The sequence below is a fragment of the Engelhardtia mirabilis genome, from assembly GCF_007748095.1.
Lineage (GTDB): Bacteria > Planctomycetota > UBA1135 > UBA1135.
On record NZ_CP036287.1, the window covers coordinates 3,356,504 to 3,369,917 of the forward strand.

Consider the following 13,414-nt stretch of genomic DNA (forward strand, 5'->3'; position numbering starts at 1 on the left):
AGCCCCGTCTCGACGAATGTCCCTAGCCCACCGCCGGATCAAAGAATTCGAGCTCGACCCGGCCGACCTCGACGCCCAGCTGCTGCAAGCGCTCGGCGACCTCAACGAAGAGGAATACACCGAGAAGCTGGCCAGCTCTGTCAAACAGCTGCAGCCAGACACCATCGTGCAGGCCTTGGTCGACTCCGTCGACGAGCGCACCGGCCAGGTCGTGATGGACATCGGGGGCAAGGCGGAGGGCAACCTGTCCCTCTCCGAGTTCGGCGACACGATGCCGGAGGCTGGCCAGACCTACGAGGTCTACTACGGCGGTCTCAACGAAGACGACACCGCGAACATCTCCAAGCGCCGGGCCGACCGCCAGCGCGCTTGGGAGGCTCTGCACGACAACCACGAAGAGGGCGACGAAGTCCACGGCGTGGTGCTGCGCAAGATCAAGGGCGGCCTCTTGGTCGACGTCGAGGGGGTGCCGGTCTTCCTGCCGGCCAGCCAGGTCAACCTGCGCCGTACCCACGACATCTCCGACTTCATCGGCGAGCCCATCCGCGCGCGGATCATCAAGATCGATCCGGAGCGCATGAACGTCGTCATCTCCCGGCGCAAGCTGCTGGAAGAAGAGCGTCAGCGTCAGAAGGAGACCCTGCTCAAGGACATCTCCGAGGATCAGGTCCGCATCGGCACGGTCAAGAACATCGCCGACTTCGGCGTGTTCGTCGACCTGGGCGGCATCGACGGCCTGCTGCACATCACCGACATGTCGTGGGGCCGCATCCAGCACCCCTCGCAGATGGTCGAGATGGGTCAGCAGCTCGAGGTCAAGGTGCTGCGCGTCGACTTCGACCGCGAGCGCATCGCCCTCGGTCTCAAGCAGAAGTCGGCCAGCCCGTGGGAGGGCATCGACTCCCGTTACCCGGTCAACTCCAAGCACGTGGGCGAGGTCGTCAACCTTATGACCTACGGCGCCTTCGTGAAGCTGGAGGACGGGGTCGAAGGTCTGGTTCACATCTCCGAGATGTCCTGGACCCGCCGCGTCAACCACCCCTCGGAGCTGGTCAAGATCGGCGACAACGTCGAGGTCGTGGTGCTCGAGATCGACAAGGACAAGCAGGAGATCTCGCTCGGCATGAAGCAGGCCGAGGCGAACCCCTGGGACCTCGCGCTCGAGAAGTACCCGCCGGGCACCGTCATCGAGGGCACGGTTCGCAACCTCACGTCCTACGGCGCCTTCATCGAGATCGAAGAGGGCATCGACGGCCTGCTGCACGTGTCCGACATGAGCTGGACCAAGAAGGTCAGCCACCCCTCGGAGGTCGTCCGCAAGGGCGACAAGATGCAGTGCGTCGTGCTCTCGGTCGATACGCAGAAGAAGCGCATCGCCCTGGGCCTCAAGCAACTGTCTCCCGACCCGTGGCTCGACGTCATCCCGAGCAACTACCACGTCGGCGACCTGCTCTCGGGCTACGTCACGAAGATCACCAACTTCGGTGTGTTCGTGAAGCTCGAGGAGGACCTCGAGGGTCTGCTGCACATCTCCGAGCTCTCCGATCACAAGATCACGAGCCCCGAGGAGATCGTGAAGCCGGGCATGAAGATCGAAGTGCGGGTCATCCGCGTCGATATCGAGGAGCGCAAGATCGGCCTCTCCTTCGTGCACGCCGACTTCGACGAGAACGCCAAGGTGATCGCCGAAGCGAAGGCGGCCGAGGCCGCCGAGCTCGAGGCTGCCAACGCGGGCGAAGTGGTCATGGGCGAGGGCATCAACATCGAGGCCAGCGTGGTCACGAAGTCGGCACCCGAGGCGGATGCCGCCGAGGCGCCGGCTGAGGCGCTGGCCGAGGCCGGAGCCTCGGAAACGGCGACCGAAGAAGCGGGGACGGACGAACCCGCTGCTGAGGAGGCTGCCGGCGAGCCCGAGGCAGGTGCCGCCGCTGTTGCGGAAGAGCCCGAGGCCGACGCGGAGACCAAGCCGGAAGGCCAGTGATCCGATGCACCGACGACTCGAGCGCGTAGGTCGGACTGCCCTGGTGGTCGCCCTTGCGCTCGGGTTGTCGGTGAGTTGCAAGATGCCCGGAGAGATGGTGGTCGAACCCGCGCCCAAGCAGCAGCGGGCCGCCATCCCCCCGGCCGACGTGGAGGCCCTCGAGCAGTTGCGCCTGGCCGTTGCCGATGGCGAGGACGCGGTGGCCCGGGGGATCCTGACCGGGATCCTGGCCCGGGATCCGATCCCCGAGGTCGAGGAGGCCGCCCAGGTCTACCGGCGGATCCTGGACGGTCGCGAGTTCGTGTCGCAACTCGACCTGCGGTTGGTCTGCAGCTCGGGAGAGCTGCCCAACCACATTCGGTTGGAGTTCGTAGCGTCCAGCACGCTCCCCGTGCCGGTGACGGTGCACTTCATGCCCCCGACCCTGGTGCGCCGGACCTACGCGGTCAGCCCGGGCGGGCTGGAGTCGCGCAACCGTCGGGGCGACGTGCGCACCGACTTGGCGGTGATCGAGGTGCCGGCGGGCGGGCAGCAGGTGGCCTTCCTGGGCGAGTATCCCCGGGCCGTGGGCGGCGCCCTCGCCGTGCGCGAGCACTTCGAGCTGCATCCTGCCGGGGCCTGGATCGAGCGCAACGGCGAGCTGCTTCCCGCCCAGGACCTGGCCATCCGCGAGGCCGAGCGCACGAGCATCGCGGGGTTCCTCCCCCCGGAGGCCGTCCCGCCCGGATCGGTGGTCGACTACGTGAGCGACCCTCGGGTCCTGGAATTGCCCGATGACGTCTTCCTTCCGGCCCTGCTCGAGCGCGCGGTGCGCGTAGCGCCCTCGGAGCGCAGGCTCTCGGTCGATCTTCTCGCCGCGGCCGTGCCGGGCTGGTCCGACGACCAGGTCTCCGCGGCGTCGCCGGCGTTGCGCTGGTTGACCGACGCGATCACACCCGGGAGCGATCCGCGAGCGTGGCGCAGCTACTTGGCCGCCTGGAGTCGACCGCCCGCTGCGGACGGCGCGGCGGCGCTGGTTCTTCCGCGCTGAGTCGCGGGGCTGGTGACGCCCGCCCCTCGGGCCGGCGCAGCCTTGTGCCTGCCTGCCAAGGCGTCAGAATCCGGGGCATGGCCACCGACATCGAAGAGCACCTCGCCGTCTTTCGTCGCGGTGTCGTCGACCTGATCGACGAGCAGGAGCTGCGCGCGAAGCTGGCCCTGGGTCGGCCCCTGCGGATCAAGTTCGGGATGGACCCCAGCTCCCCGGACCTGCACGTGGGGCACGCGATCCCGCTGATGAAGCTGCGTGCCCTGCAGGACCTCGGGCACCAGATCGTGCTGATCGTCGGCAGCAGCACCGCGATGGTCGGCGACCCCACCGGACGCAACAAGCTGCGCCCGCAGCTGACCCGCGAGCAGGTCGAGATCAACCTGGCGACCTACATCGACCAGGCCGGCAAGGTGCTCGACATGGAGCGCACCGAGGTCCACCGCAACTCGGACTGGTTCGACAAGTTGGACTTCGGCGGCCTGTTGGCCCTCTGTGGGCGCACGACCGTGGCCCGCATGCTCGAGCGCGACACCTTCGACCAGCGCATGAAGGCCGGCGAGGCCGTCGGCATGCACGAGCTCTTGTACCCACTGCTACAGGGCTGGGACTCGGTGGAGATCCGGGCCGACGTGGAGCTCGGCGGAACCGACCAGCTGTTCAACCTGCTGTTCGGGCGCACGCTCCAGGAGCAGGAGGGCCAGTCGCCGCAGGTGTGCTTCACGACGCCCCTGATCAACGGCTCCGACGGTCGCAAGATGAGCAAGTCCTACGGAAACGCCATCGCCGTCACGGAGGAGCCCAAGGAGATGTTCGGGAAGATCATGCGGATCCCCGACGAGGTCATGGGCCAGTGGTTCGAGCTCCTGACCGACGCGAGCCCCGCCCAGATCGAGGCGCTCCTGGCCGGGCACCCGAACGAGGCCAAGCACGAGCTGGCGCGCCGCATCGTGGGCTACTTCCACTCGCCGCAGATCGGTCAGCGCGAGAGCGAGGCCTTCATCGCCCAGTTCCGCGACAAGCAGCTCCCCGACGACATCCCCGACGTGGTCTTCGACGGTGAGTGGAGCGCGGATGGCCTGCCCCTGCCCGTGCTGCTGCGCGGCGTGGGGCTCGCGCAGAGTTCTTCCGACGCGCGGCGCTTGATCGAACAGGGTGCGGTGCGGCTCGATGGGGAGGTCGTGTCCGACCCCAAGCACCTGCTAGTGCCGCCCGCGGCCCCGCTGCTGATCCAGGTCGGCAAGCGCCGCTTCGCCCGGGTCAGCGCCAAGGCCTGAGTCGCCAACGCGGAGCGGGCGTCAGACAGCCTCACCCGGGCTATTCCACCTGAGAGGGCCGACCAGCGAGGTCGAGGTCATCGCCAGCCATCGCCACCAGCCGCGCCGGGGGCCGCCGCTCCTGTCGCTCAAGGCAGGGGCACGGCGGGGATCGGGCCCAAACCCCAGGGCGGGTTCAGGTCCGGACCGTCTCCGCCGCCCTCGTCCACGTAGCCGAGGGCCTGCATCTGACCGGTGAACATCTTCTTGGCGCTGGTGGCGCGAGCGTCGTCGCTCGACCAAGTCAACGCCGCGTGGCGCTGGCGCAGCTTGTCGTTCTCCTGCTCGAGCTGCCCCCAGGCTGCGACCAGGCGCGGATCGGACAGGTCCCCGACGGGGTTCTGTTCCAGCGGATCGTCGACCAGGTCGTACCAGGCGGCCGAGAGCAGGCGGATCTTCTCGCCCTGCTTGACGGAGAAGCGGCGGATCAGCTTCTCGGTCGGCGTGCGGTAGCAGTCCGTCACCACGTGCTTGGCTACAGCGCCCTCTGCGGCGCTCGACATGACCCGCGGCCGAGTTCGAAGGCTCGCGAGGGCGGGTAGCTCCGGCAACTGCTCCCCGCGCAGGATCGGCAGCAGGGAGCGTCCGAAGACGTGCTCGGGGATCGGCAGCCCGACAGCTTCCAGTAGGGTCGGTGCCACGTCGCTGAGGCTGACCTGCAGCTCGCTGCGCGCGGGCAACTCCTCGAAGCTCCCGACCGGCGGCACTACCAACAGTGGCACGCGCAACTGCTCGTCGTAGAGCGAGTGGCGGTGGCCCCAGGACCCGTGGTCGTAGAACTCCTCACCGTGGTCGCCGGTGATCAGGATCCAGGCCTGGTCCAGGCGCTCCTGGGCCGCCAACTGGTCCAGCAACTGGCCGACGTGGTCGTCGGTCCAGGCCATCTCGCCGGCGTACAGCGCGATCAAGTGCTCGTGGTCGCGCGCGGGCAGGGCCAAGGGGTTGCGTTCGGCGTCGAAGATGCGGGGGTTCGCGTAGAAGTCCCGCCCGTCGAGCGTGCCCTCGTAGTCGGGGTCGAAGCGCGTGTCGTAGGGCGCCGGCGGAACGTAGTCGTAGTGGGGGTCGAAGAAGTGGGCGAAGACGAACAGGTCGTCGTCGCCTGCGGCCTTGGCACCGGCCCCGGCTCGCCGCACTACCTCCGGCGACGACACGTCCCGGTGGGACTGCACGTCGGCCATCATCCATTGGTTGACGGCGTTGATGTCGTCGCCGCGTGAGACCGCCTGCTGCCAGCGGGCCTCCAGCTCGGTCCCGCCCGTCATCGCGCAACCGTAGTCGTCGAAGCCCTGGCCGAAGCCGAACTCGCTGAACAGGTAGGGGCCGCTGTAGGCGCCGATGGTCTTGAAGCCGGCCTCCGAAAGCAGTTGCGGAAGGGTCGGGGTGAGCGGGTCGATCCGCACGTTGTCGTCCTGGACCCCGTGCAGCATGGGCGGCTGGCCAGTGAACATCTGCGCGTGGGACGGCAGGGTCCAACTGGTGCCCGAGATGGCCTGGTCGAAGACCGTGCCGCGCTGGGCCAACTCGGTCATGCGCGGCGCCAGCAGGTTGTCGTCGAAGCGCAGCAGGTCCGCCCGGGTGGTATCCAAGGAGATCAGCACCACTGTCTGCGGCGGCGCTCCCTTGCCACACCCGGTCAAGGCAATGAGCCCACCACCCAGGCCGACGAGGGCGCCAGCCCTGCCGAGCCGGACGGCGAGATTGCGAGCCCTGCCGAGCCGGACGGCGAGATTGCGAGCCCTGCCGAGCCGGACGGCGAGATTGCGAGCCCTGCCGAGCCGGACGGCGAGATTGCGAGCCCTGCCGAGCCGGACGGCGAGTGCCGCGGACCCGTCAGGGCTGAGGGACGGGCGGGGTCGGGCGGGGGCGAATCGGGGCATGGCGCGCGGAGGGGCGTCTCGAGCGAGGTCGCTCAGGGGCGCGAGACCGTCACGAAGGGGATCTCGATCGACGGATACTGTGCGTCGTCGAGCTGCGCGAGCAAGCGCCCTTCGTATTCGATTCCGGGTCGCGGGCTCGCGACGCGCACCCGCAGGTCCCAGGCCGATGCGGAACCACTCGCGGTGGGCCTGACCGGGACGGCTTCCACTTCCACGTCGACGAGGTCCAGGGGGAGGACTTCGACCGCGTCCACCCGGAAGTGGTGTCCCGGCAAGTGCGAGACGATCCGAACCTCGTGCTGCAGGCCACCCTCGAAGGCGCGCAGGGCGACATTGGGGGGCGAGACCTGGATGTCGGGCACCACCAGGGCCCGCACAGGGAACTCGAATGGGGGCCCGGCATCACCCGCATCGTCCTGCGTGGAGAGGCGCACCAGACCGCCTGCGAAGCCCTCGTCGTGGCCCGGCGAGAGGGTTGTGGTCATGACCCAATGGTCGAGGGATCGGGGGTCGGCGCCCAAGGAGACCACCCAACCTTCTGGTGCCTCGAGCACCTCGACGGGAGTCAGCCGCGCCGGCCCCGCACGACCGATGGACACGTCCATGGTTCCGCCGATCGACGCAGGGGCGCTGCCCAGGTCGGCGACGTCCGGGACGGCCGTCAGGTCGCGCACAGCGATCAGGTGCGCCTCGAGGCTGATGAAGGCCGACTTGGGCGCGTCGGTCACCATGCGGACGGTGACCAGCTTGTCGCGGTTGGCCTCGTGAACCACGGCGGTGTCGATGCGTAGGACCACTCGCAGGGTCGCACCCGGCGGGACCTGGATCAGCCCGTTCGGATCGCTCGTGTCACCCTCGATGCGCTGCCCGTCCAGGGTGATCGCCTCGACCAAGGGAATGGTGCAACTGCAGCTCGCGCTGGCGCGCTGCACCGTGACGGGCAGGGACTCGGTGTTGACGAACTCGAAGGCGTGTTCGAGGACGGAGCCCTGCGGGACCTCGCCGAAGTCGTGGAAGCCCGGCCTGGCCCGTGACCCCTCGATCTGCGGGTCGGCGGGGGTGCCGCCAGCGACGAAGACCAGGCCCGCCGGCTCGCGGTCGGGGACGGAGCTCGACGGGCCACATCCACCGCAGAGCAGGGCTCCGGCCAGTAGGCCTGCCGGGAGGCAGGCAATGAGCGCGGAGCGGAGCTCAGGCACGAGCCCAGCCAGGCCCCGGGGGCTGTGAGGGCTGTGGGGGCTGTGGGGGCTGAGCGGTTCCGAAGAGGGGCTGTCGGTCGCGGTGGGCAGGGGCCGATTCATGGGGTAGACATCATGCAGGGGCGTGGTTGCAGCCAGCCAGGGGTAAGGGCGTGGCGTCCATCGGAGCTAGCAGCCCGGGGTGCGTGGGGCACCCTCGTGGGGCCGCGTAAGGCCTCGGAATCTCGGCACCAACAGCCGCGCCCGCGCGTCGTACACTTCGCCACCGCGCCCTGGGCGCCTCCCATCCAGCCATGAACCAGACCAAACAATTCGTCATCTGGGGCGCCGCCGCGATCGTGCTCGGCGTGGTGCTCGCGATGATCGTCCCCGGGCGTGAAGGCGCTGGGGACAGCGCCCTGCCCCAGACGCGCTCCAAGGAGACCTCGGAGCAGCGCAAGGAGCGCCTGCGGGCCCCCAGGGACGCCAAGGAGGACACCGCGGCGGCGGACTTCTTGGACAAGCGTTGGGGACACATGGGCGACACCGGAGCCGTGACGGCCCACGTGGACCCCTTCGGCACCCGCTACTACGTCGAGAAGAAGATCTTCGTTGGCCGTGGCCACGGGGGCGTGCCGATCTACGCCAAGGCCTACTCGACGCCCTCCCGGATCCACCCGGACGCGATCAAGCTCAAGAGCCCAGACGACGCCCAGGGCGCCCGGGTGACCCTCGAGAACTGGGAGCCGGGTGAGCTGGCCCAGCGCATGGCGAGCGTCAAGCACGCGAACAACCCCGAGGACCTCCCGGAGAACCTTCAGCACCTGCACCCGAAGCACCCGGACTACACGGGGCTCTAGGACCGAGGATCTCGGGGACGCGGGTCGTCCAGGACGGGAACCCGGGTTGCCGGACAGGAGCAGGGCGCGGGTCGGCAACGTCGACCCGCGCCCTGCTTCGTTCCGCCTGCCCGGTCCGCGATCCGGAGTCCCGGACCAGGTGCTCGGGCAGGTGCCGAGCGCACGGGCCTCCCGATTGATTGCCGGTGTGGATCGATGGGCCGGTGCGCGGGTCGCCGCGGATAGACTCCGGCGCTCCACCCCCGGACCAAGGCTCTCCCCATGTCTGCCCCCCGAACCGACAGCACGGTCTGGGCGTCGATCGACGCCGAGGCCCGCCGCCAGGAGGCTCAGCTCGAGCTGATCGCCTCCGAGAACCACGCCTCGCTCGAGGTCATCGCTGCCATGGGCACGGTGCTCACGAACAAGTACGCGGAGGGCTATCCGGGCCGTCGCTACTACGGCGGCTGCGAGTACGTGGACGAGGTCGAGACCATCGCCCGTGACCGCGTGAAGGAGCTGTTCGGCTCCGAGCGCGCCAACGTCCAGCCGCACAGCGGGACCCAGGCGACGATCGGCGCCCTGATGGCGATGGCGGAGCCGGGCGACGACATCTTGGCCATGTCCCTCGACCACGGCGGTCACCTGAGCCACGGCCACCCCAAGAACGCGTCGGGGGTGTTCTACAAGTTCCACCATTACGGCGTGCGCCGGGACGACGAGCGGCTGGACATCGACCAGGTGCGGACCATGGCGCAGGACCTGCGCCCCAAGGTGATCGTCGCCGGGGGCTCGGCCTACCCGCGCACGATCGACTTCGCGCCCCTGGCGGAGATCGCGCGTGAGGTGGGGGCGAAGCTGCTGGTCGACATGGCCCACATCGCGGGTCTGGTCGCCACCGGCGCCCACCCGAGCCCGGTGCCCCACGCCGACGTCGTCTCGAGTAGCACCCACAAGACCCTGCGCGGGCCCCGCGGCGGGCTGATCCTCTCGACCAAGGACTTTGGCAAGCAGGTCAACAGCGCAGTCTTCCCCGGCGGCCAGGGCGGGCCCTTGATGCACGTGATCGCGGCCAAGGCCATCGCCTTCCGCGAGGCCGCATCCGCCGAGTTCAAGACCTACATCGATCAGGTGCTCTCGAACGCGCGCATCCTGGCCGAGACCCTCGGCGAGCGCGGGCTGCGGATCGTCTCCGGGGGCACCGACAACCACCTGCTCTTGGTCGACGTCAGCTCCGTCGGGCTGACCGGCGACGTGGCCGAGGATGCCCTGCACGCGGTCGATCTGACCTGCAACAAGAACCTGATCCCCTTCGACGCACAGCCGCCGATGAAGACCTCGGGCGTGCGCCTGGGGACCGCTGCGATCACGACCCGCGGCCTGGGCGGGGAGGACGTGCGCCGCATGGCCCACTGGATCGCCGACGTGCTGGACGCTCCCGAGGACGCGGGGATCCGCGCTCGGGTCAAGGCCGAGGTGGCCGAGTTGGCCGTGGCGCGTCCGATTTACCCCACGGCCGCGGTCTGAGGCCTTGGCGCTTCGGGGAGCGCGCGAGTCCGCCGCGGGCGTGGTGCCGGTCACCCTGCTGACCGGCTTCCTCGGAGCCGGCAAGACCACGCTCCTCAACCGGATCCTCTCCAGTGAGGCCGCGGGGCGAACCGCCGTGGTCGTGAACGAGTTCGGAGACCTGGGCATCGACGGCTCGCTCGTGGTCGGCGCGGACGACGACGTGGTCGAGCTTCGCAATGGCTGCCTGTGCTGCACCGTGCGCGGTGACCTGGCGCGGACGGTGACCAAGCTCCTGGCCCGGCGCAGCGGGTTCCTGCGGCGACTGCGCTTCGACCGCTTGGCCGTGGAGCTCTCCGGCCTGGCGTCGCCCGGACCGGTGCTGCAGACCTTCCTGCTCGACGACCGACTGCGGGTGGAGACACGTATCGAGCGGGTCGTTGCTCTCGCCTCCGCACCGGACCTGGTGCTGCAGCTGGAGCGGCATCCGGAGGCCGCGGAACAGTTGGCCTACGCGGAGCTGGTCGTCCTGGGGCACGTGGACCGGGCCTCGCCCGAGGTCGTGGAGGCCGCCGCGGCCGCGGTCGCGTCCCGCAATGCCTTGGCTCGGGTGGTGCGAGCGGAGCGGGGGCAGGTCGATCTGGACTTGGTCCTGGGGACCGACGCTGTCGAGTCGGCGCCGATCTTCGGCGCGGCTCCCGAGTCGGGCGAGCCGGTGGCCATGCTCGAGCTGCAAGGGGCGGGGACCACCCACTCGCCCGACGTGAGCACGGTGGCTCTGACCGCCGACAGCCCCCTGAGCCTGCACGCGGTCAAGATCTGGCTGCAACACCTGACCTCGCGCCGCGACCTGGACCTGATGCGCCTCAAGGGCATCCTGCGCTGCGCGGAACAACCGGCGCGCGCCGTGGTCGCCCAGGGCGTCTATCAGTGGTTGGAGATCGGGCCCGGCGAGGGCGGCGCTCCGGCCCAGTCCCGCCTGGTGCTGATCGGGCGTGGTCTCGACGAGGACGAGCTGCGTCGCGGCTGGGCCAAGTTGATGGCCTGAGCGTCATCGGTGGCCGAGCGGCGACTTAGGCCCACCGCCGTCAGGCGCTGCGCTGGTAGCCGAGTTCGCGCAGCACGTGCCAGACCTCGCTCCAGTTGGGGAACAGGCGCGAGTGGGTCTCGCGGTAGTCGTCGATCGCCTTCTGGACCCGCTGCTCGTCGTCCTTGGATCGCACCCCGCTGGCGTAGCCGAGGCCGCGCACGACCTCGAGCACGCTGCCCAGGGGCAAGTGTTTGACCATGTTCCGACGCTTGAATTCGTCGATGGCCGAGATGAACTCGACCACCTCGTTCTCCATCTCGTCGGGCTTGGAGACCATGGCCTTGGCGGCCTTGGGCGGTTGGTTCTCGGAGGGCTTGGACGTCATCGCGCTTGGGGGCTGGGGGCGCCGCTGGTTCAGCACCGCAAGGGGGCCCATCGGCGAGCCCCAGGGCCCGTCTGAAGTCCAAGCACGATCCGAACGTGCTTCCTGCCCCGGCGGACAAGAAAGCGCGCGCGGTCCGCGCGGGTCAGCTAGCCGGCGCCATGGCTCCGGCCTGGCGCAGGAGCGCCTCGACCTTGGCCATGTTCGGTCGTTCGATCAGGCCGTGCTCGGTGACGATGGCCGTGACCAGCTCCGCCGGCGTGACGTCGAAGGCCGGGTTGTAGACACCTACGCCCTCGGGCACCGTCCGACGCCCGAAGCCGTTGGTGATCTCCTCGGCTGCGCGCTCCTCGATCGGGATCAGGTCGCCCGAGTCGGTGGCCGCGTCGAAGGTCGAGACGGGCGCCACCACGTAGAAGGGCACCCCGTGGCGGGCGGCCAGCACGGCCACGGTGTAGGTGCCGATCTTGTTGCAGACGTCGCCGTTGCGCGCGATGCGGTCCGAGCCCACGAAGACCGCGTCGACGCGGCCCTCGAACATCACGCGGCCTGCCATGCCGTCGGTGATGACCTTGACGTCGATCCCGGCCTGGTTCAGCTCCCAGGAGGTCAGGCGGGCACCCTGCAACAGGGGCCGTGTCTCGTCGGCGAAGACCGAGATCTTCTTGCCCTGCTCGGCGGCGACGTACATCGGCGCCAGGGCCGTGCCCATGCCTCCGGTCGCCAGGGCGCCTGCGTTGCAGTGGGTCAGAAGGGTCATGCCGTCACGGATCAGCTCCGCGCCGTGCTCGCCCATGCGGCGGCATTGGTCGGCGTCCTCGGCGTGGACCCGCTGGGCCTCGGCCAGGAGCTCCTCCGCCAGGGCACGGCCGTCGGCGCAGCCGCCCGCGACGGCGGCCGCGTGGCGCTTCATGCGCTCCAGGGCCCAGAACAGATTGACCGCGGTGGGCCGGGCAGCCGCCAGGGTCGAGCAGACCTCGTCCAGGTGGCGCAAGAGGTCGGGCACCGAGCGCCCGGTCTCGTTCTGGATGCCAAGCACGGCGCCGTAGGCCGCGGCGACCCCGATGGCCGGCGCCCCGCGCACGGCCAGGCGGTAGATGGCGTCGACCATGCCCGGCACGTCGCGCACGTCGAGGTACTCGGTGCGCTCGGGCAGGAGGGTCTGTTCGATGAGGCGCGCGTGTCCGGACAGCGCGCCCTCCCAGGTGATCGTCTGAACAGCAGGCATGGAGGGGACCTTTCGGGGGGAGTCTACCCCGTGGTCGCAGCCGGGGTCGGAGGGGGGGGGGAGGGCTGGACGGGCTCGGCCGGCGCCCGCGAAGCTCAGAGACTCGAGAGCCGACGGCCGGTGAGTCGCTCACACAACTCGACGTAGCGCAGCGAGAGCCGCTCGAGCACCGCCGGGTCGGCCACGGGGGCGGGCGGCTGCTTGTTCCAGTCCAGGGTCTCCAGCCAGTCGCGCAGGGGCTGCTTGTCGTAGGCCGGCGGGTTCGTCCCGGGCTGCCATTGGGACACGGGCCACATGCGCGAGCTGTCCGGGGTCAGGGCCTCGTCGATCAGGATCAAGTCGTCGCCGATGAGCCCGAACTCGAACTTGGTGTCCGCCAGCAACAGACCGCGCTGGGACAGGACCTCGGATCCGCGGCGGAAGAGCGCCATGGCGGCCCGCTCGGCCTGGGCGTAGACCTCGTCGCCGACTCGCTCGCGGGCCTGGTCGAGACTCAGGGGCAGGTCGTGGGCGTCGTCCTTGGTGGTGGGGGTGAGCATGGGGTCGGGCAGGGCCGCCGCGTGCTCGAGCCCGCTCGGGAGCTCCTGGCCCCACAGGCCGCCCGTGCGCTGGTATTCCTTCCAACCCGAACCGGCGAGGTAGCCGCGCACGACCCATTCGACGCTGGTCGGTCGCGTGCGCCGGACGATCATGATGCGCCCGGCCAGGGTCTCGCGTTCGGCGGCGCTGAGGCCGGGGACATCGTCGACCGAGGTACTCACCAGGTGGTTCTCGATCACGTCCCGCGTCTGCTCGAACCACCAGGTCGCGACGGCTGTCAGGACGCGCCCCTTGTTGGGAACCCCCTCGTTCAGAACCACGTCGAAGGCCGACACGCGGTCCGAGGTCACGAAAAGGAGGTGATCGCGATCGAGGTCGTAGAGATCGCGCACCTTGCCCGCGGCAACCAGGGCCAGGCCGCCAGGGCCCTTGGATCCGGGCGCAGCGACTTGGCTAGCGGTGCGTGCGCCGAGGTAGATTCCGCCCTGCTCGATCGGTCGGGACATCGGG

At 69.6% G+C, this 13,414-nt stretch carries 11 protein-coding genes; 6 read left to right on the forward strand and 5 right to left on the reverse strand.

Features of this window, described 5'->3' with window-relative positions; genetic code table 11:
* The first annotated feature begins 16 nt into the window (after positions 1-16).
* The 3 genes from Pla133_RS12320 (at position 17) to tyrS (ending at position 4,285) form a co-directional block, all read left to right on the forward strand.
* The gene (locus Pla133_RS12320; RefSeq protein ID WP_145065642.1) at positions 17-1,981 is read left to right on the forward strand and encodes a 30S ribosomal protein S1; all 1,965 of its coding nucleotides are present in this window, start codon (positions 17-19) and stop codon (positions 1,979-1,981) included.
* Positions 1,982-1,985: 4 nt separating this feature from the next.
* The gene (locus Pla133_RS12325; RefSeq protein ID WP_145065644.1) at positions 1,986-3,011 is read left to right on the forward strand and encodes a hypothetical protein; all 1,026 of its coding nucleotides are present in this window, start codon (positions 1,986-1,988) and stop codon (positions 3,009-3,011) included.
* Positions 3,012-3,088: 77 nt separating this feature from the next.
* Positions 3,089-4,285, forward strand: a complete 1,197-nt coding sequence (tyrS, locus tag Pla133_RS12330) for a tyrosine--tRNA ligase (protein WP_145065646.1) — start codon at positions 3,089-3,091, stop codon at positions 4,283-4,285.
* Between the two features lie 128 nt (positions 4,286-4,413).
* On the opposite strand, the gene Pla133_RS12335 is transcribed toward tyrS, so the two are convergent.
* Both Pla133_RS12335 and Pla133_RS12340 read right to left on the reverse strand, forming a co-directional pair.
* Positions 4,414-6,201 (reverse strand): sulfatase family protein, encoded by a 1,788-nt coding sequence (locus Pla133_RS12335; RefSeq protein ID WP_145065648.1) that lies wholly within the window; start codon positions 6,199-6,201, stop codon positions 4,414-4,416.
* Positions 6,202-6,233: 32 nt separating this feature from the next.
* Positions 6,234-7,400: a DUF1573 domain-containing protein gene (locus Pla133_RS12340; protein ID WP_419192429.1), complete on the reverse strand. Its 1,167-nt coding sequence runs from the start codon at positions 7,398-7,400 to the stop codon at positions 6,234-6,236.
* A 293-nt stretch (positions 7,401-7,693) separates the two neighbouring features.
* Between Pla133_RS12340 and Pla133_RS12345 the strand changes: the two genes are divergently transcribed.
* The 3 genes from Pla133_RS12345 (at position 7,694) to Pla133_RS12355 (ending at position 10,772) form a co-directional block, all read left to right on the forward strand.
* Positions 7,694-8,239: a hypothetical protein gene (locus Pla133_RS12345; protein ID WP_145065653.1), complete on the forward strand. Its 546-nt coding sequence runs from the start codon at positions 7,694-7,696 to the stop codon at positions 8,237-8,239.
* 261 nt (positions 8,240-8,500) lie between these two features.
* A complete protein-coding gene (locus Pla133_RS12350) occupies positions 8,501-9,745 on the forward strand; it encodes a serine hydroxymethyltransferase (protein ID WP_145065656.1) in 1,245 nt (414 codons plus the stop codon).
* Positions 9,746-9,749: 4 nt separating this feature from the next.
* Positions 9,750-10,772, forward strand: a complete 1,023-nt coding sequence (locus Pla133_RS12355; protein WP_145065658.1) for a CobW family GTP-binding protein — start codon at positions 9,750-9,752, stop codon at positions 10,770-10,772.
* A 40-nt stretch (positions 10,773-10,812) separates the two neighbouring features.
* Here Pla133_RS12355 and Pla133_RS12360 read toward each other — a convergent pair whose 3' ends face one another.
* From Pla133_RS12360 to Pla133_RS12370, 3 genes are all read right to left on the reverse strand, one after another.
* Positions 10,813-11,139: a hypothetical protein gene (locus Pla133_RS12360; RefSeq protein WP_145065660.1), complete on the reverse strand. Its 327-nt coding sequence runs from the start codon at positions 11,137-11,139 to the stop codon at positions 10,813-10,815.
* A gap of 142 nt (positions 11,140-11,281) precedes the next feature.
* A complete protein-coding gene (gene mtnA / locus Pla133_RS12365) occupies positions 11,282-12,364 on the reverse strand; it encodes an S-methyl-5-thioribose-1-phosphate isomerase (RefSeq protein WP_145065662.1) in 1,083 nt (360 codons plus the stop codon).
* Between the two features lie 95 nt (positions 12,365-12,459).
* Positions 12,460-13,410: a phosphoribosylaminoimidazolesuccinocarboxamide synthase gene (locus Pla133_RS12370; protein WP_145065664.1), complete on the reverse strand. Its 951-nt coding sequence runs from the start codon at positions 13,408-13,410 to the stop codon at positions 12,460-12,462.
* Positions 13,411-13,414 lie beyond the last annotated feature (4 nt).